This is a genomic window from Saccharothrix espanaensis DSM 44229, assembly GCF_000328705.1.
Taxonomy (GTDB): domain Bacteria; phylum Actinomycetota; class Actinomycetes; order Mycobacteriales; family Pseudonocardiaceae; genus Actinosynnema; species Actinosynnema espanaense.
Window position 1 is genome coordinate 6,653,101 of record NC_019673.1, and the last position, 17,613, is coordinate 6,670,713.

At 74.5% G+C, this 17,613-nt stretch carries 14 protein-coding genes, 1 pseudogene and 1 riboswitch; of the genes and pseudogenes, 8 read left to right on the top strand and 7 right to left on the bottom strand.

What is annotated here, in order from left to right; translation table 11 throughout:
* Positions 1-172: 172 nt before the first annotated feature.
* On the top strand, positions 173-1,594 hold the full coding sequence (locus BN6_RS28655) for an FAD-dependent oxidoreductase (RefSeq protein WP_231904773.1): 1,422 nt from the start codon (positions 173-175) through the stop codon (positions 1,592-1,594).
* Here the strand turns inward: BN6_RS28655 and wecB are convergent.
* A complete protein-coding gene (gene wecB, locus BN6_RS28660; RefSeq protein ID WP_015103323.1) occupies positions 1,517-2,629 on the bottom strand; it encodes a non-hydrolyzing UDP-N-acetylglucosamine 2-epimerase in 1,113 nt (370 codons plus the stop codon). The genes BN6_RS28655 and wecB overlap by 78 nt on opposite strands.
* A gap of 144 nt (positions 2,630-2,773) precedes the next feature.
* Between wecB and BN6_RS28665 the strand changes: the two genes are divergently transcribed.
* Together BN6_RS28665 and BN6_RS28670 are read left to right on the top strand one after the other, a co-directional pair.
* Positions 2,774-3,709 carry a lysyl oxidase family protein gene (locus tag BN6_RS28665; RefSeq protein WP_015103324.1) on the top strand — a complete coding sequence of 312 codons (936 nt, stop codon included), beginning with the start codon at positions 2,774-2,776 and terminating at the stop codon, positions 3,707-3,709.
* A 406-nt stretch (positions 3,710-4,115) separates the two neighbouring features.
* Positions 4,116-4,730 carry a DUF4232 domain-containing protein gene (locus BN6_RS28670; protein ID WP_063641843.1) on the top strand — a complete coding sequence of 205 codons (615 nt, stop codon included), beginning with the start codon at positions 4,116-4,118 and terminating at the stop codon, positions 4,728-4,730.
* Positions 4,731-4,738: 8 nt separating this feature from the next.
* Here the strand turns inward: BN6_RS28670 and BN6_RS28675 are convergent, their stop codons facing one another.
* Complete coding sequence (locus BN6_RS28675; RefSeq protein ID WP_015103326.1) at positions 4,739-5,527, bottom strand: hypothetical protein; 789 nt, start codon at positions 5,525-5,527, stop codon at positions 4,739-4,741.
* A 155-nt stretch (positions 5,528-5,682) separates the two neighbouring features.
* Positions 5,683-5,946, bottom strand: a complete 264-nt coding sequence (locus BN6_RS28680) for a hypothetical protein (protein WP_015103327.1) — start codon at positions 5,944-5,946, stop codon at positions 5,683-5,685.
* Positions 5,947-6,248: 302 nt separating this feature from the next.
* A riboswitch (ZMP/ZTP riboswitch) is annotated at positions 6,249-6,330 on the top strand.
* A 28-nt stretch (positions 6,331-6,358) separates the two neighbouring features.
* Here BN6_RS28680 and BN6_RS28685 point away from each other — a divergent pair.
* A complete protein-coding gene (locus BN6_RS28685; RefSeq protein WP_015103328.1) occupies positions 6,359-7,198 on the top strand; it encodes a bifunctional 5,10-methylenetetrahydrofolate dehydrogenase/5,10-methenyltetrahydrofolate cyclohydrolase in 840 nt (279 codons plus the stop codon).
* A gap of 81 nt (positions 7,199-7,279) precedes the next feature.
* Here the strand turns inward: BN6_RS28685 and BN6_RS28690 are convergent, their stop codons facing one another.
* On the bottom strand, positions 7,280-8,959 hold the full coding sequence (locus BN6_RS28690) for a TlrC/CarA/OleB/SrmB family ABC-F type ribosomal protection protein (RefSeq protein WP_015103329.1): 1,680 nt from the start codon (positions 8,957-8,959) through the stop codon (positions 7,280-7,282).
* Positions 8,960-9,114: 155 nt separating this feature from the next.
* Between BN6_RS28690 and BN6_RS47025 the strand changes: the two genes are divergently transcribed.
* Both BN6_RS47025 and BN6_RS44355 read left to right on the top strand, forming a co-directional pair.
* The gene (locus tag BN6_RS47025; RefSeq protein ID WP_158509455.1) at positions 9,115-9,342 is read left to right on the top strand and encodes a hypothetical protein; all 228 of its coding nucleotides are present in this window, start codon (positions 9,115-9,117) and stop codon (positions 9,340-9,342) included.
* A 667-nt stretch (positions 9,343-10,009) separates the two neighbouring features.
* Positions 10,010-10,375: pseudogene (locus BN6_RS44355) on the top strand (transglycosylase SLT domain-containing protein); the annotation flags it as partial.
* Positions 10,376-10,589: 214 nt separating this feature from the next.
* Here the strand turns inward: BN6_RS44355 and BN6_RS45080 are convergent.
* From BN6_RS45080 to BN6_RS28710, 3 genes are all read right to left on the bottom strand, one after another.
* Positions 10,590-10,820: a hypothetical protein gene (locus BN6_RS45080; RefSeq protein WP_015103332.1), complete on the bottom strand. Its 231-nt coding sequence runs from the start codon at positions 10,818-10,820 to the stop codon at positions 10,590-10,592.
* Positions 10,821-11,176: 356 nt separating this feature from the next.
* The gene (locus tag BN6_RS28705; RefSeq protein ID WP_015103333.1) at positions 11,177-14,095 is read right to left on the bottom strand and encodes an AfsR/SARP family transcriptional regulator; all 2,919 of its coding nucleotides are present in this window, start codon (positions 14,093-14,095) and stop codon (positions 11,177-11,179) included.
* A gap of 980 nt (positions 14,096-15,075) precedes the next feature.
* A complete protein-coding gene (locus BN6_RS28710) occupies positions 15,076-15,645 on the bottom strand; it encodes a hypothetical protein (RefSeq protein ID WP_015103335.1) in 570 nt (189 codons plus the stop codon).
* A gap of 126 nt (positions 15,646-15,771) precedes the next feature.
* Between BN6_RS28710 and BN6_RS28715 the strand changes: the two genes are divergently transcribed.
* The gene (locus BN6_RS28715) at positions 15,772-16,908 is read left to right on the top strand and encodes a sensor histidine kinase (protein ID WP_015103336.1); all 1,137 of its coding nucleotides are present in this window, start codon (positions 15,772-15,774) and stop codon (positions 16,906-16,908) included.
* Positions 16,905-17,561 (top strand): response regulator, encoded by a 657-nt coding sequence (locus BN6_RS28720; protein ID WP_041314399.1) that lies wholly within the window; start codon positions 16,905-16,907, stop codon positions 17,559-17,561. Before BN6_RS28715 ends, BN6_RS28720 begins: the two co-directional genes overlap by 4 nt.
* Positions 17,562-17,613 lie beyond the last annotated feature (52 nt).

Here is a 17,613-nt window from a genome sequence, read left to right on the forward strand (position 1 = left end):
GGCGGGCCCACCCACCGCGAGAACCGCCCCCGCCGCCTTGAGCGCGTCGCGGGCCGACGACAAGGGCCGATCACGAGCCGGGCGCTACGGCCCGACAGCGGGCCGTGCGGCCGGACGGTGGGCGGCGTGGTGGGGCGGCGGGCGGTGGCGGCGGGGTGGCCGGGCGGTGGGCATGGCAGCGGTGGAGCGGAGGCGGGACCTGGTGGGCGAGGAGAGGGTGCTGGACGTGGAGACGGGGTTGCGCGGGATGCGGGTGGTCGTGCTGGGCGGTGGGATCTGCGGGTTGGCGCTGGCCCACCGGCTGGGTCGGGCGGGCGCGGTGGTGGAGCTGGTCGAGGGCGGTGACCAGCTCGGCGGGCTGGGCACGTTCTTCCCGTGGCGGGAGCGGTGGGTCGAGCGGTTCTACCACTGCGTGATGCCCACCGACGACGACCTGCTGGAGCTGCTCGACGAGGTCGGGGTGCGCGAGCGGGTCCAGTGGCGGCCGACCCGGATGGGCATGGTGGTGGACGGCCGGCACTTCCCGTTCAACACCCCGTGGGACCTGCTGCGGTTCACGCCGCTGCGGCCGCACGAGCGGGTCCGGTTCGGGCTGGTGTCGCTGCTGCTGCGCCGGCTGGGCAAGGGCAAGGACCTCGACCGGCTGCGGACCGAGGACTGGCTGCGCGGCGTCTACGGCGACCGGATCTGGGAGCTGCTGCTCGCGCCGATGTTCGGGTCGAAATTCGGCGCGTCGTTCGGGGACGTGCCCGCGCTGTACCTGTGGCAGCGCCTGGGCCGCGAGAGCAACGTCTCCGTGCGCGGCTACCCGGAAGGCGGCTACCACGGCCTGATCGACGCCCTGCGGGTGTCGATCGAGCGCTCCGGCGGCGTGGTGCGCACCTCCTCCCCCGTCACGCGGGTCACCGCCGGCGGCGCGGTCACGCTGGCCTCCGGCGAGGTGCGCACCGCCGACCGGGTGATCTCCACGCTGCCGCTGCCCACCCTGCGGTCGATCGCCGACGACGAGCTGGCGCGGGCGCTGCCCGACGTGCGCCTGCCGTACCAGGGCGTGGTGAACGCGCTGTTCTTCCTCAAGCGCCCGTTGACGGGCCACTACTGGGCGCCCGTGGTGCGGTCGGGCACCGAGTTCGACGGCGTGATCGAGATGTCCGCGCTCGCCGGCGAGGTCGACGGCCGGCACCTGGTGTACGTGATGCGCTACACCGACCGGGACTCCGCGCTCTACCGCGAGGACGACGGTCGGATCGCGGCGCGGTGGACCGACCAGCTCGTCGGCCTGTACCCGGACCTCACCCCCGCCGACGTCGACGACGTGCGGGTGTTCAAGGCCCCGTTCGTGGAACCGGTGTACCCCTTGGGCTACCTGGCGCAGCAGCCGCCGGTCGTGGTCGAGGGCACGCCGCTGCTGCTGGCCACCACGGCGCACGTCTACCCGTCGGTGACGAGCTGGAACTCCAGCGTGGGCCTGGCGAACCGCGTCGTCGGCCTGCTGGACGACGCGGTCCGACCCGGCTCACCCGACGGGGAGGAGCACGCCGGGGCGCTGGTCGACCAGCTCCTCCAGGGCGGCGGCGATCCGCACCGCGGGTGAGCCCGTGCCGTACGGCGACGGGACGGCGGCGAGGCGGGCCCGGTGGCCCGCCACGTCGTCCAGCCACCGGGCGACCTCGGTCCCGATCCGCGGGCCGGGCGGCACGAGCGTGCCGAACGTGCCCTCGATCTCCGGGCGCTCGGTGCTGCGCCGGACCACCACGACCGGTCGCTTGAGGACGCTGACCTCCTCCTGGATGCCGCCCGAGTCCGACACCACGACGGCCGCGCCGGCGACCAGCGCGAGGAACTCGGGGTAGCCCTGCGGCGGCAGCACGCGCAGGCCGTGCAGCAGCGCGCCGAGGCCGAAGTCCTGCACCCGCTTGGCGGTGCGCGGGTGCAGCGGCAGCACGACGGTCAACGGCAGCGCGGCCAGTTCGCGCAGCACGGTCTCCAGGTTCGCCGGGTCGTCCACGTTCTCCGGGCGGTGGATGGTGGCCACGGCGTAGTGGTCGCGGCGCAGCCCGTGCGCGGACTGCACGGCGGTTTCCGCCCCGACGTCGGGCAGCGCGGCCTCCAGCGCCTCCACGACCGTGTTGCCGGTGACCTCGACCCGGTCCGCCGGGATGTTCTCGGCCAGCAGGTTGGCGCGGTTGAGCGGGGTCGGCGCGCAGCACAGGTCGGCCAGGTGGTCGATGGCGACCCGGTTGTGCTCCTCGGGCATGGCCCGGTCGAAGCTGCGCAGGCCCGCTTCGACGTGCACCAGCGGCACGTCGTTGGCGTTGGCCGCCAACGCGCCGGCGAGCGCGGAGGTCGTGTCGCCCTGCACCACGACGGCCGCGGTGCGGTGCGCGGCGAGCACGTCGTCGACCGCCTTGACGGCGAGGCCGAGCTGCGTGCCCCGGCGCGTGCCGCCGAGCGCGAACTCGTGGAAGCCGCCCGGTTCCGCGATGTCGCGGCGGATCAGCTCGTACATCGTGCGGTCGTAGTGCTGTCCGGTGTAGACGACCACCGCGCGCGGGCCGAACAGCCTGATGAGCGGGGCGAGCTTGATCAGCTCGGGACGCGTGCCGCACACCAGCGTGACGGATTCCACCGTGAGACTTCTCCTTGTTCGACCGGGATGACCGGTGCCGGATCGCGCGACACGTTAGGACCGGGCGGCTGGAATTCCGTTGCACCTCAACCGATCGAGTGAACGGATGTGTCGGATCGGCTGGGCCGCCAGTAGGTTGCGCTGGTGATCAGGAAATTCAAGGCCGCGGCGGCCGCCGCGCTGACCGCGGTGGTGCTGGGCGCACCCGCATCAGAGGGGCCGCTGCTGCCGGATCTGAGACAGGCGCCGGTCGGCTGCCCCGGCGGGTTCTCCGGCAACCCGGACAAGTGCGAGGCGTGGGACGTCTGCGCGGTCGCCGAGCGGTACGCCGCGAACGGGACCTGCCTGGGGTCCGGGCGCGCCGCCGGGGTGCGGCTGAGGTTCACCACGTCGGTCGACAACGTCGGCGACGGGCCGCTGCTCATCTACGGCAAGCGCGACTCGACGGCGACCCAGACGATGAGCGCGCGGCAGGCGTTCCAGTCCGCGGGGGACAGGTCGATCCCGGGCTCCTACGACGAGGCCCGCAACCCGATCCCGGCCACGATGTACTACGAGCCGGCCCCCGCGCACACGCACTGGCACCTGATGGACTTCGAGCGCTTCCAGCTCCGCGCGCCGGACGGCACGACACTGGTGCTCGACCGCAAGAACGGCTTCTGCCTGGGCGACCGCTACACCGTGCGCGACGCGGCCGACCTGCCGAGCCGCCCGCGCGACCCGGACAGCCCGGAGGGCCTGCTCGCGGAGTTCCTGCGGGAGAACCGGTGCCGCCACCACGAGCCGCGCGCGCTGGACGTGGTGGAGGGCATCTCGGTCGGTGCGGGCGACGACTACAAGTACGACGTCGACTACCAGTGGCTGGACCTGACCGACGTGCCCTCGGGCGTGTACGACGTGGTGAACCTGGTCAACGTCGACCGCAGCTTCCTGGAGAAGGACTACGGCAACAACGCCTCGTCCATGGCGATCTCGATCCAGTGGCCGGGCGGGGGCGCGCGCCCGTCGGTGATCACGAAACCGCCGAAGGTCCAACTGCTGCGCAACTGCCCCGGCCAGGAGCGCTGCGCCCAGCCGTGAGCCGACCCCGCCCGTGACACTGCCCGTGACCCGACGTCAGGGCCCCGGCCTCCGCCAAGGCCGGGGCCCTCGGGTGCGGGCGGTCAGCGGGTCGGGGTCGGGTCGGGGCGGTCAGCGGGCTGGTTCGGGGCGGGCGGGGTCGGCCTTGCGGTAGGCCGCGACGGACCAGGCGGGACAGGGTCTGGAGGCCGGGTGCGTTCATACCTCGGGCCTTCATGTGGACGGTCTCAAGCCGGACCGTCCGGGAGTGGTCCACACCGTAGCCGCGCTCAGGTCCCGGATCCGCCGCAGGCGGGGTGGCGTCGCGCATCGCCGTGACGGCCGACGTGCCGGTCCGGGTGTCCGGCGAGGGCCGCCGGTGGTGCTGCCGCACGGCATCGGGCGCCGGTTGTGAAATAGTCACCGGGTGATCGGTCGAGTGGTTCCCGCCGTGCTCCTGCTCGCCGTTTCGGCGTGCGGCGCCGAACCCGCGCCACCCGCTCCCGGCACCGGCCTGCCCGACCGGAACTCGGCCGCGTCGACCTGCCCGGAGGGCGGCGCGGAGATCTCCGCGCTCAACGGCGAGGCGGCGATGGGCCTGCGGGTGCTGACGCTGGAGATGCGCAACTGCGGCACCGAGACCCTGCGCATCGACGGCTACCCGGACGTGCGACTGCTGGACGAGGACGGGCAGCCACTGGAGGTCCGGGTCGAGCACGGGTCGGCGGCCATCTCCCGGATCGACTCGTTCGAGGTGCCGCCGGCCGGGTTCGCCCTGGGCCCCGGCGACCGGGCGACCGCCGGCGTCGTGTGGCGCAACACCTACGACGACACCACCCACCCGCCGCAGGTCGGCGCGAAGATCGACATCGCGCCGCTGGCCGGGCTCCCGCGCCAGGTGTTCACGCCCCGGCTGGGCCCGGACGGCGGAACTCCGTCACCGGACTCCCCCGCCACCACGATCGACCTCGGCAGCACCGGGCGGATCGGGCTGAGCCCGTGGCGCGCGCCCGAGGGGCAGGGCGACCGCCCCCGCCCGTAGCCCGGGTGTCAGGCCGGGGTGACCGACCAGTCGCCCTCACCCTGCACCTGGACCAGCGCGGGGCCCTCCAGCGCTATCCCCCCGGCGTAGTCGCCGATGTCGTTGACCCGCAGGTCCGGTGCCTGGTAGTCGCGGTCCAGCTCCATCACCCACACCGCGAAGTTCCCGCGCCCCTGGAACGAAACCCGCGCGGTCCGGGTCGGCCGGGCCACCAGGAACACGCCGTCGTCCGCGCCGGTGGCCGCCGCGTCGACGGTCGGCACCAGGTCCATCCCGCCGACGGTCATCGTCCACGACCCGGTGACCTCGACGGTCAGCTTGGTGGCGGGCCGGCCCATCGCGGTGAGCCGGCGCGTGCCGACGTAGGGCCCGATCCGGTTGACCACCAGCGTGTCGAACCCTTCGGACCGGACCAGGGTGTGCCCGGCGCACTCCGGGCACTCGAACCGGACGGCGGCGAACCCCCGTGGCCGGTCGAGGGTGATCACGGCGTTGCCGGTGCCGGTGTAGACCGACGGCGGCACGGTCGGCAGCGCCGGCACGGTCGTGCGCGGCGCGCGGGAGGCCGTGGTCGGTGGCGCGTACGGCGGCAGCGGGTCGACGGTGGGCCGTGCCTGCACGGGCCGCCGCACGCCGAACAGGTCGAGGTACGTGGCCGGGTTGCTCTGCACCACCGCCACGCCGACCGCCAGCAGCACCCAGGCCAGGCCGATCACCGGCAACAGCCAACCGGGTGCCGTGCGGCTGCGGAGCGGGACCGGCGGTTCGCGGTCCGGTGGGATGGGTTGCTGCGTCACGATCGTCCCCCCGGCCGCACGCCGGGAACCCTACGATCGGCCGCGCCGATCCACCCAACCGATTACCGCCACCCGGACCAGCGACCCGGGACATTTCCGCTGGTAGTAGATGTGCACGGGGTCCGACGGCGTGACGTGCGCGACCCCGGCGGCGGTCAGTAGCGCCCGCGCGACTCGTAGTCGTCCTCGTCGTCGTAGTACTCGGGGCGGCTGGTCTTCGGCGGCCGGTTGAACCACGAGTCGATCAGGATCAGCAGTGCCGCGCAGACGATGATGATCACCCCGACCAGCACCAGGTTGCCCCAGAACATCAAGCCCGCCAGCAGCAGCATGGGCACGACGGCGAACAGGCAGAACGGGTCGACCCGCCCGAAAGCCGGCCGGCGCTGCCCCGTGGATCGACCGTACTGCCCCGCCATCAGCCCGCCTGTCCGTCGTCACTGGTGTCCGAATCGCCGGGATCTCGGGACCCGGTGCCCCGAACAGCATAATTCCCGCCTGCCCACGGGCACGGCCGGTCACGGCGACGCCCCCGGTCGGACGCGCGGACTGCGGCGTTCCGGCGGTCCGCCCCACGTGGCCGGGAGTGGTGCCCGGCCCTCCCGAGCGGCCCGCACGAGGGTCGGCGGCCGGTGCCCGGCCAGGTCGGCGGGCAACCCCGGGCCCGCTGTGATCTTGCTCTCGACGGCTCCGGTCGGAGCGCGCCCGGACCTGGCTAGACTCGGCGGCGCACGACTGGCGTCGGGTGGGCCAACCACCGGGGAGTGCGCAGCGAGTCGGCATCGCACGCCTGGGTGCCCTCATTCGATCCACCGGATGAGGAGTACCGCCATGTCGGCCACCGTTCTCGACGGCACCGCCGTGTCCCACTCTCTGCTCGACGCCACCGCCGCCCGCGCCGCCGCGTTCGCCGCGAGTTCGGGCCGCACCCCCACCCTGGCCACCGTGCTGGTCGGCGACGACCCCGCGTCGCGGACCTACGTGAAGATGAAGCGCTCCCGGTGCGCGAAGGTCGGCATCGGGTCGCGGGCCGTGGAACTGCCCGCCTCGACCACCACGGAGCAGCTGGTCGCCGCGATCTCCGCGCTGTCCGCCGACCCGACCGTGGACGGCATCCTGCTCCAGCACCCGGTGCCCGCGCACGTCGACGAGCGGGCCGCGTTCGAGGCGATCGCGCCGGGCAAGGACGTGGACGGCGTGACCATGCACAGCTTCGCCGCGATGGCGTTCGGCGAGCCCGGCTTCCACTCGTGCACCCCGGGCGGCATCCTGCGGCTGCTGGACGCCTACGACCTCCCGCTGACCGGGCGGCGCGCGGTCGTCATCGGCCGCAGCCCGATCCTGGGCAAGCCGGTCGGGATGCTCCTGCTGGCCCGCGACGCGACCGTGACCTACTGCCACTCGCGCACGGCCGACCTCGCCGAGGCGGTGCGCGAGGCGGACGTCGTGGTGGCCGCCGTGGGCCGGCCGGAGCTGGTGCGCGGCGAGTGGGTCAAGCCGGGCGCGGTGGTCGTGGACGCCGGGTACAACCCCGGCAACGTCGGGGACGTCGAGCACGCGGCGGCGGCCGAGCGCGCCGGGCACATCACGCCGGTGCCCGGCGGCGTCGGCCCGATGACCATCGCCGTGCTGCTGGAGCAGACCGTGCGGGCCGCCGAAGCCGGCCGCTGACCGAGGCGAACCGGAGGCGGGTCCCGCTCCGAACACCCGACAGCGGGCGGGGCCGGAGCGGAACCGGCCCCGCCCGCCCCGTCACGCCGCGACCGCCCCCGCCGCCAGCCGCAGCCGGGTCCCGGCGAACCGGGCCCGGGTGCGGCGGTCGTGGGTGACCACCACCAGCGCGCCGGGGTAGGACTCCAGGGCGTGCTCCAGGTCCTCCACCAGGGCTGGTGACAGGTGGTTGGTCGGCTCGTCGAGCAGCAGCAGGTCGACCGGCTCGGTGACCAGCCGGGCCAGCTCCACCCGGCGGCGCTGCCCGTAGGACAGCTCGCCGAGCCGCAGCCCGAGGTCGCGCGGCGCGAACAGGCCCAGCGCGAGCAGCTGGTCCACCTGGTCCTGCGGGTGGCCGCGGCCGTGCGCGAACGCCTCCGCCACGGTCAGGTCCGGCAGGCCGGCCACGTCCTCCTGCCGCAGGTGGCCGACCCGGGCCGGCGTGCTGACCAGGCCCTGGTCCGGGTCGAGCTCACCCGCCAGCACCCGCACGAGGGTGGTCTTGCCCGCCCCGTTCGGCCCGGTGACCAGCAGCCGCTCGCCGGGCCGGATGGTCAGCTCGGACACGTGCAGCCGGTCGGCCACCCGCACGTCGTGCAACTCGGCCACCCACTCCGGCCGCCCTCCGGCGGGGCCCGCGGCCGCCTCCGTCGCCGTCACCGCACCGGCGTTCGTCATCGCGGTGGACTCGGCGGTGATCCGGGCGGTGATGCGCGCGGTGAACCGGAGCGGGTCCGGCGGCGGGGCGACGGGGTGCTCGGTCAGTCTGGCCACCCTCTCCTTCGCGTTGCGGATGCGGCTCATCGCGCCGTGGCCGCGTCCGCGCGCCCGGAACGGACCGGCGGCGAACACCGCCAGCGGCAGCTTGCGCGGGATCGCGGCGAGGTTGGCCACCGCGGACTCGGCGAGCCTGCGGTGCCGGGCCAGGTCGGCCTTCCACTCCTCGTGCTCGCGCAGCCGGCGGGCCCGGTCGGCGGCCTTGGCGGCCAGGTAGCCGGCGAAGCCGTCGCCGTGGCGGGTGACCCGGCCCTCGTCCACCTCCAGCACCGTGGCGGTGACGCGTTCCAGGAACACCCGGTCGTGGGTGATCGCGACGACCGTGCCCCGGTGCCGCGCCAGGTGCTGCTCCAGCCACGCCACGGCCTCGTCGTCCAGGTCGTTGGTCGGCTCGTCGAGCAGCAGCAGCTCCGGCGCGGACGCCAGGGTGGCGGCCAGCGCCAGCCGGGACCGCTCGCCGCCGGAGAGCGTGCCCAGCGGGCGGTCGCGGGCCAGGCCCGGCAGGCCGAGGCCGTGCAGGGCGATGTCCACCCGCGTGTCGGCCGCGTACCCGCCGCGCGCCTCGAACCGCTCGACCAGGTCGGCGTAGCGGTTTGGGTCGGGCAGGCCGGCGGCCTCCTCCCGGCGCAGCCGTGCCTCCAGGCCGCGCAGGTCGGCCAGGGCGAGGTCGACGGCGTCCGCCACGGTCGCGTGCGGCGGCAGGTCGAGGGTCTGCGGCAGGTGGCCGACGCCGCCGGGCGCGGTGACGGTCAGCTCGCCGTGGTCGGGGGTCAGCCGGCCCGCGATCAGCGCGAGCAGGGTCGACTTGCCCGAACCGTTGTCGCCGATGACGCCGACCTTCTCCCCCGGCTTCACGGTGAGCGTGACGCGGTCGAGCACGACGTGGTCGTCGTAGCGCTTGGTGACGTCGTGCAGGGTCAGCTGTGACGGTTGCGCGGTGCGCAAGGCAGGCTCCTGTTCTCGGCCGACAACGGGCCGAGTCGATCGGGGTTTCGGGACGGGAGAAGCCGCGCCGCGGAGCAGTGCTCTACGCGAACGCGCGTCCGATCACAGGAAGTACAAGTTACCCATATCGCCGCACACTGTAATCCGATCGGGCGGTGATCGACAAGGGTGACCGCCGCCATGGTCTTCGGGCGATGCACGGCGTTCGCACTCTGGCCGACGAGCGGGGCAAATCGTGGCTGCGGCCACTCGCGGGCTGCGCCGACGTGCGCCGGGAGGCCGCCGAGCAATGGCCGGCGTTCTTCGCCGGGCGGCGCGGGCGGGCCGGCCGCAGTGGCGGTACCGGAAGGCGTCCGATCGGCCTACCCGGCATTGCGCCCTGACGTGTGACAGTGCGTAGCCCTGATGTCAACAAACGTGACTAAGGTCACCACTAATGGGCCATCGCTTGCCCCTGCAAGTCACCAGCGGTTACGTTCCCGGCCGCAGATAACGGTTCGATCACCGGATAGACACGGGCCCGTTTTCCCCCGGACGCGGCCCGGCCTGGATCCCCCGCCAGGTTGACGGTGGTCGGGCTCCCCGACGCAGGAGGCCCCACCCTTGGCTCGCCACAGGAAGCCCAGCGGGCAGCAGCCGATCGTCTACACGGTCAGCGCCCAGGCTCCCGGCTACGTCGGCTCGCACCGAGCCGAGCCGGATCGGACACTGCCCAAGAGGCTCTCCGCGTTCGCCGTCGCCTTCGGCGTGGTGACCGGAGCCGGCGCAGCGGCGCACGCGGTCACCAGCGGCACGTTCAGCCCCCTCGCGGGCGGTGCCGAGTTCGGCGGCGTGCCGGACCAGAACATCCGCACCGGCAAGGTCGACACGATCCACTCGATCGACCTCGGCTCGGAGACCGCCCGGATGATCCGCCACGAGCAGCTCACCGCGCTCCAGGCGTTCAACCAGGCCAGCGGTGTCGCCCAGGACGGCTACGCGGTGCGCCAGAAGGCCGCCGACGAGAAGGCCGCCAAGGACGCGAAGGACGCCGAAGAGGCGCGCAAGCCGCCCAAGCAGCGCGAGGTCGAGGGCTGGATCCGCGAGGCCATCGCCATCCTGGCCGCCAACGGCACCCCGATCGACGAGAACAGCGTGGACGAGATCTGGACGATCATCCAGAAGGAGTCCAACGGCAACCCCAACGCGATCAACACCTGGGACAGCAACGCCGCGCGCGGCACCCCGTCCAAGGGCCTGATGCAGTGCATCGACCCCACGTTCCAGGTGTACAAGCTCCCCGGCCACAACGACATCTACAACCCGGTCGACAACATCATCGCCGGCGTCCGCTACACCTACGCCCGCTACGGCGGCTTCGGCAACCACCCCGGCCTGGTGGGCATCAACAACGGCACCGGCTACCGCGGCTACTGAGCCCCTCCTCGGGGCCCCTCCTCGGGGCCCTCCTCCGGGCCTCCTTCGGGTCCGGCGCGCGCTTTGCCGCCGCACAACCGCCCATCTGCGGGCGGACCTCGTGATGGAGTGCAACCGCGCACGTGTCGCCGCGCGGTTGGCCCAGGGCGGCCGGGTTTCCCGGCGCTCGCAGCACCCCCGTGCCGTCGGCGAGCGCCGGGTGGTGCCGGCCCGGTCAAGCGACGGCGGAGCTGACCGGACCGGCGGACAGGTGGCGGGCGCAGTTCGGGCAGATGGGCCACTCGCCCCACAGGTGGTGCCCGCGTTCGGGCACCGGGAGGCAGAGCGCCCGGCACACCGCCCGGTAGCGGTCGCCCAGGTGGGCGGAGTGGTGTGCCGGCTCGCTGGCCGACACCAAGTGACGCTGCTCGGCGAAGACGCCCGGCAGCAGACGACCCGTTGTCACGAATCCTCCCGGTGGTCGTCGGGGAGGCTGATGGGACGCGCGGGACGAGTGCCCCGCGCGGTCAACTGGAGTTGTGTGGGGAGGCGGCCCTCCCCCCTAGCCCCCCTGGCTTGGCAGACCGCCTCGGTCCACAGTGTGTCCGAGCGGTCGTGCAAACGGCTTGCACTCCGCTGCAATCCGCAGGTCAGGTGGGGGTTTCGCCGAGCTCCGGGGCACTGGGTCGGGCGGGATCACGACACCGGGCGACCGGCCCGACTCGCCATTGTGCCCCCTTTCGGCCGCGTTGTCCCGGGCATTGCCGCAATCGCGCCGGCGGACCTCGCGGACCAGGGCAGGACGGGTCAGTTCAGGGCGGGTCAGTTCAGGGCGGCCAGGGCGGCGCGGAGTTCGTCGGCGCCGGGCACGTCCATCGTCTCGTGCAGGGCCAGCGCGCGCTCCCAGTTGTCCCGGGCGGAGGTCGGCTCGGCCCGGCCCAGGCCCGCCAGCGCCTGCACCTCCTGGCAGCGGTCGCCGGTCTCGCGGGCCACGGCCAGCGCGCGGCGGTAGCTGTCGGCGGCCTCCTCCGGCAGGCCCAGGCGCAGGTGCGTCTCGCCCAGGGCCAGCAGCGCCTCGCCCTCGCCGGTGCGGAAGCCGTCGCGGCGGGCCGCCGCCAGGCCCCGGCTCAGGTGGTCCAGCGCCTCCGGGCACTCGCCCAGGCGCAGGTGGACCACGCCGATCCTGGTCAGCGAGTGGCCCTCGTCCAACCGGTGGCCGTTGCGGCGGGCCATGGCCAGCGCCCGGCGGTGGTCGTCGAGCGCCTCCTCGTGCCGGCCCATCCCGGTCTGCGTCGCGCCCAGCTCGCACAGCGCGACGCCCTCGCCGACCCGGTGGCCGACCGACCGGGCCAGCGCCAGCGCCTCGCCCAGGTGCTCCAGCGCCCGGTCGTACTCGCCCAGCCGCCGGTAGGCCGAGCCGATGTTGGTCAGCGCGTCCACCTCGCCCACCCGGTTGCCCAGCTCGCGGACGATCGCCAGCGCCTCCCGGTTCGCCTCGACGGCCGCCGCGGGCCGGCCGGACAGCCCGTGCAGCACGCCCAGCTCGCGCAGGGTCTCGGCCACCCGGTCCCGGTCGCCCAGCTCGGTGAAGATCGACTTCGCCCGCTCCTGGCAGTCCCGCGCCTGTTCGTGGTGGCCCAGCCGGTGGTGGTCCGCGCCCAGGCGCTGCCACGCCGCGCCCTCCTCGGCCGGGTCGTGCACGGCGGCCAGCGCCCAGGTGTCCACGGTCAGCGCCTCGGCCACCAGGCTGCGCAGGTGCAGGTACCGGTGCAGCACCGGCGCGATCGCCCGCGGCTGGGTGGCGACCAGCAGGTTGGCCCGCTCGGTGTCCAGCCACGCCAGCGCGCGGTCGTAGTCGGCGTGGTCGTGATCGGCGTGGTCGTAGTCGGCGGGGTCCTGCTCGCGCGGCGCGAGGCTGTGCATCGCGTCCTCGGCGGCCCGGGTGTAGTGCTCGGCCAGCCGGCGCGCCGCGGCCCGCCGGTCGGTCTCGGCCTCGTTGCGGTGGGCCGCGTCCCGGGCGAACTCGCGGACCAGGTCGTGGAACCGGTAGCGGCCCGCCCGGTGCTGGCCGATCAGGTGCACGTCGACCAGGTTCTCCAGCAGGCGCTCGGCGGTGTCCTCGTCCCGGTCGGCCAGCGCGGCGGCGGCGGGCACGTCGAAGTCCGGGCCGGGGTGCAGGCCGACCAGCCGGAACAGCCGGCGCTGCTCGACGGTGAGGTTCTCGTAGGACAGGGTGAACGCGGCGGTCACCGCGTCCAGCCGGTCCCGGCGCAGCCGCCCGGTCAGGTGCGCCACGGTCCACGCGGGCCGGGTGCCCAAGCGGGCGGCGGCCAGCCGGATCGCCAGCGGCAGCCGGCCGCACAGGGCCACCGCCTCGGTCACCGAGTCCGGCTCGTCGGCGGGCCGCCCGTCGTCCACGATCCGGGCGAACAGCCGCACCGCGTGCTCCTCGGGCAGCACGTCCAGCGACAGCGTCCGGGACGCCGCCAGGTCCACCAGCCGGGGTCTGCTGGTGACCAGGGTCAGCGAGCGGCCGGTGCCCGGCAGCAGCGGCCGGACCTGCTCGGCGTCCACCGCGTCGTCCAGCACGACCAGCACGGCCCGGTCGGCGAGCTCGGCCCGCCAGAGGCCGGCGCGGGCGTCCAACTCCGCCGGGATCCGCTCGCCGGGCACGCCCAGCGCGCGCAGCAGGGTGTCCAGCGCGGCGGCCGGCTCGACCGGCCGGTGGCCCGCGACGTGCCCGCGCAGGTCGACGTAGAGCTGCGCGTCGGGGTAGCGGCCGACCAGCCGGTAGGCGGCGTGCACGGCCAGCGCCGACTTGCCGACGCCGGGCGGCCCGTCGATCGCCCACACCACCGACGCGGTCGGGTTCGCGGCCCGCCGGTCGACGGTCAGCAGCCGGTCCAGCTCCGGTTCGCGGCCGGTGAAGTCGGCGACGTCGCGGGGCAGCGTGTTGGGGGTGCGCGGGCGGGCGGCCGGGGCGGCCAGACCGGCGTCGCCGCGCAGGATCCGCTCGTGCAGCGCCTGGATCTCGTCGCCGGGGTCGACCCCGAGCTCGTCGGCCAGCCGGCGGCGGGTGCTCTGGAAGACCTCCAGCGCGGCGGCCCGACCGCCCGCCCGGTACAGGGCGAGCATGAGCAGCGCGCTGAGCCGTTCCTCCAGCGGGTTCGCGGCGACCAGCCGGGTCAGGTCGGCGACGCTCTCCGCCGTGCGGCCGAGGTCGAGGCTGATCCGGGCGTGCAGCTCCAGCGCGCTGAGGTGCCGTTCGCGCAGCCGGCGGCGCTCGGCGTCGAGCAGCGGGCCGCCCAGTCCGCTGAACGGCTCGCCGCGCCACAGCGCGAGGGCCGCGTCGACGTGCTCCGCGCCGGCCCGCACGTCGTTGTCCCGGTAGCGGGCGTGCGCGGTGTCCAGGTGCTGGTCGAACACCATCACGTCGAGGTCGGACGGGTCGCCCTGGAGCAGGTAGCCGCCCTCGGTGAACACCAGTGGTCCCGGGGTCTGCGGCACCCGCAGCACGCGGCGCAGCCGGCTGATGTAGGTCTGCACGGCGTTGCGCGCGTCGCGCGGGCCGCGCTCGCCCCACACGCCGTCGATGATCCGGCTCAGCGGCACCGGCCGGTTGAGTTCGAGCAGCATCACGCCGAGCACGGCCTGCTGCTTCGCCCAGCCGAGCTCGATCTTCCGGTCGGCCCGCCAGGCCGTCAACGGGCCCAGTGCGGCGTAGCGGATGCCTGACAACAAGCGGAGCCTCCCCGCGCCGAGCCGCCCGGTCCAAGCCGAACAGCGTAGTCGCCCCTACTCCGGCAGGTCCAGTACCCCATAGGCCCTGACCAGGCGCTAAAGCGTGGTGACAGTGCCACGCAGGCCCGCTCCCGCACAATTTCGGTGTTCGCCGACGTGCTGCGCGCGACCTCGGACCGGACTCGACTGGACGCCCACAGGGGGGAGCCGTCCAGCCGGGACCCGGACCGCGACCGCCGTCGCCTCGACGGTCGTGTCGACCGCGTCGTCGCCGGCGGACCCGGAGACGGTCGCCGTGGCTGTGCCGGCGCTGGCCACGGCCGACCCCTCCGGTCATTCTGACGATCCCGTCACGGGCGTGTCACCCGGACCCGACGAACGGGTCATCCGGCCGGCATCAACCGCGACGCGGCCGGCTCGCCGAGCGCCCTGGGCGGCCACACTGGTCGCGCGCGTGAACCACGTGCTGAGCCCGAGCACCTGGCTGCGGGCGGACCAGGGGCCGGGGGCTGTTGTCCCCCGACCCCCGGCGGTCCGCGGACGGCGTTGCCCTGCCAGGCGCCGTCGGATTCGGCGCCGCCCCCAGACCGGAGCCGCCCGGCTCCGAACTCCATTACGCCGGCAACCGCCGCTGCGGTTCAGCAGATCCACATCGTGGGACGGCTCGCCCGGCGCGCGGGAGCCGGCCAAGCCCGCCAGGCGGTCCCGCGCCGCTCGTCCTCCAGGACCGCCTCCACGCGCTGGGCGAACTCCGCCCCAGATCCCGGTTCCGTCCACCGGACGGGTGAACACCGGGAGATCGGGGAACCGAACGGGCCTTCCACCCGACCACCACTGCGATCGGGCGCGTTCCCTTGACGCCGCCCGAATGCCCACGCCGGGCCGGTCCGCCACTCCGACATGGCCTACCGGCCCGGCGTCACCCCTCCGGAGGTCCGGGCCGACCACACCCCCAGTGGAGGTCGCCCCGGACGCCGGGCTCAGGCCCGCACGGCTCCGGCGCGAGCCCCGTCCGCCCGGCCGGCGAGCACCAGCGCCGCCACGATCAGCGCCAACCCCAGCACCTCGCCCGGCCGCAGCCCGGTGATCCGCGCCGCCCCCATCACCAGCGCGCCCGCCACCAGCAGGCCGCCCGCCCACCGCCACGACCGGTTCACCAGGCCGACCGCCGCCAGCGCGAGCCCGATGAACAGCAGCGCCGGCCCGGCCTGGTAGAAGACCAGCGCGAACACCGGGGATTCCTGGAGCACGTCGAACATCTTCCCCGCCGCGGCCCGGTCCCCCGCCGCCAGCCGCACCACCGTGAAGTCGATGACGAACTGCCCGGCCAGCGCCAGCGCCCCCACCACGGTCAGCACCAGGGCCGGCACCCGCACCCACGGCGGGCTCGCGTCGCGCAGCAGCACGTCCAACCGGGACGCCACCGGCAGCATCAGCACCGTGCCGAGCAGGAACACCAGGTGGGACAACGTCCACAGGTCGGTCATCATGAGCAGCACGCCCACCAGCAGCAGCACCGGCCCGGCGACCAGCGTGATCACGGTTCTCATGGGACCCAGCCTCGCCCCGCCGCCCGCCCGGCACATCGCCGGCGGGAGGGAGCGCCGGTCTCGTTCGCACGGGTGAGGACACCGCTCGCGCGGCGGGGTTAGAGTCCCGGCGTCGAGGGGGATCCCATGTCGTTGCCACGCCTGCGCGCGCTGTCACCCGCAGCGGTCGACGTCATGTTGACCGTGCTGGTGGTCGCGGGCCAGTCCGCCCCGTTCCTGTTCACCACCGGCCGCTCGGGCCAGCCATGGACGGTGCTGCAGTTCCTGCCGGTTGTGCTGGCCTCGCTGCCGGTGCTGTGGCGCAGGCGCTGGCCCGTCTTGTCGCTGTGCGCCACGGCGTTGGGTGTCGCCACGTACTCCGTCGTCGGTGGTCACGGCCCGGAGCAGCCGGTCTGGTTCGGCGCGCTGCTGGCGTTCTACACCGTCGCGGACCTGTCGCCGCGCGCCATCCGGCTGGTCACGCTCGCCGCGTCGGCGGTCGGGATCGTGGTCGTCGGCGGACTGCTCGGGTCGGCGGACACCGCGATCCGCGAGGCGTTCCTGTGGGGCGCGGCCTACGCGCTGGGACGCGGCGCGCACGTCCGCCGCGCCTACGCCCGCGTGCTGGAGGAGCGCGCGGCGATCCTGGAACGCGAGCGCGCGGCCGAGGGCGAGCGCGCCACCGCGCGGGAACGGGCCCGGATCGCCCGCGACACCCACGACATCCTCGCCCACGCGGTCAGCGTGATGGTGGTGCAGGCCGAGGCCGGGCCGGTGGTGGTGCGCGCCGCACCGGACCGGGCGGTCGCCGCGTTCGACGCCATCGCCGCCGCCGGGCGCGAGGCCATGGCGCAGTTGCGCCGCACGCTCGGCCTGCTCACCGACGACACCGCCAACACCGCCGACCGCGCGCCGCTGCCGGCGGTGGACCGGGTGCCCGAACTGGTGGCGGGCGTCGGGCCGCACGTCACCCTCACCACGAGCGGCACCCGCCGCGAGCCGTCCGCCCGGGTGGACGCGGCGGCGTACCGGATCGTGCAGGAGGCGCTGACCAACGTGGTCAAGCACAGCACCGGCGACGCGGCGGCCGTCGCCCTGGAGTGGACCGCGGCGGAGCTGGTGATCACCGTGCGGGACAACGGTTCCCCGCCCGCCGGGACCACTCCCGGCCACGGCCTGATCGGCATCCGGGAACGCGCGGCGGCGTGCGGCGGCTCGGCGTCGTTCACCGCCGCCGGCGACGGGTTCCGGGTGTCGGCCCGGTTGCCGCTGGACCTCCGGTGACCGTCCGGGTGGTCGTCGCGGACGACCAGGAGCTGGTGCGCGCCGGGTTCGCGATGATCCTCGACGCGCAGCCGGACATCGAGGTGGTGGCCGAGGCGGCGGACGGCCTGGAGGCGGTCGCCGCGGTGCTGGAGCACCGGCCGGACGTGCTGCTGCTCGACATCCGGATGCCGCGCATGGACGGCATCGAGGCGGTCCGGATCGTGTGCGCGCAGAGCGCCGCGCGGGTGGTCATGCTGACCACGTTCGACCAGGACGACTACGTGTACGAGGCGCTCTCCGCCGGGGCCAGCGGGTTCCTGCTCAAGGACGTGCGCCGGGACGACCTGGCGCACGCGGTGCGGGTCGCGGCGGCGGGCGAGGCGCTGCTCGCGCCGTCCGTGACGCGCCGGCTGATCGACGACGTGGTGCGCCGCAGGCCCCTCGCGCCGGTCGCCGCCGACCTGGCCGTGCTGACCGCGCGGGAGAAGGAGGCGCTGGTGCTGCTCGGGCGGGGCCTGTCCAACGCCGAGATCTCCGCCGCGATGGCGGTCAGCGCGCACACGGTGAAGACCTACGTGAGCAGCGTGCTGTCCAAACTGCACCTGCGGGACCGGGCGCAGGCCGCGATCACCGCCTACGAGAGCGGCCTGATCGTGCCCGGCTCCCCCTGACGGGCGAGCCGGGCGACCGGTCGCGCGGGCGATGTGCCGCCGGCCGCGGCCG

Excerpts from the sequence above, each read along its gene's own strand:
- BN6_RS28655 (WP_231904773.1), top strand. The coding sequence starts at position 173 with ATGGCAGCGGTGGAGCGGAGGCGGGACCTGGTGGGCGAGGAGAGGGTG.
- BN6_RS28680 (WP_015103327.1), bottom strand. The coding sequence starts at position 5,946 with ATGGCGGGGCAGTACGGTCGATCCACGGGGCAGCGCCGGCCGGCTTTC.
- BN6_RS28685 (WP_015103328.1), top strand. The coding sequence starts at position 6,359 with ATGTCGGCCACCGTTCTCGACGGCACCGCCGTGTCCCACTCTCTGCTC.
- BN6_RS28710 (WP_015103335.1), bottom strand. The coding sequence starts at position 15,645 with ATGAGAACCGTGATCACGCTGGTCGCCGGGCCGGTGCTGCTGCTGGTG.
- BN6_RS28715 (WP_015103336.1), top strand. The coding sequence starts at position 15,772 with ATGTCGTTGCCACGCCTGCGCGCGCTGTCACCCGCAGCGGTCGACGTC.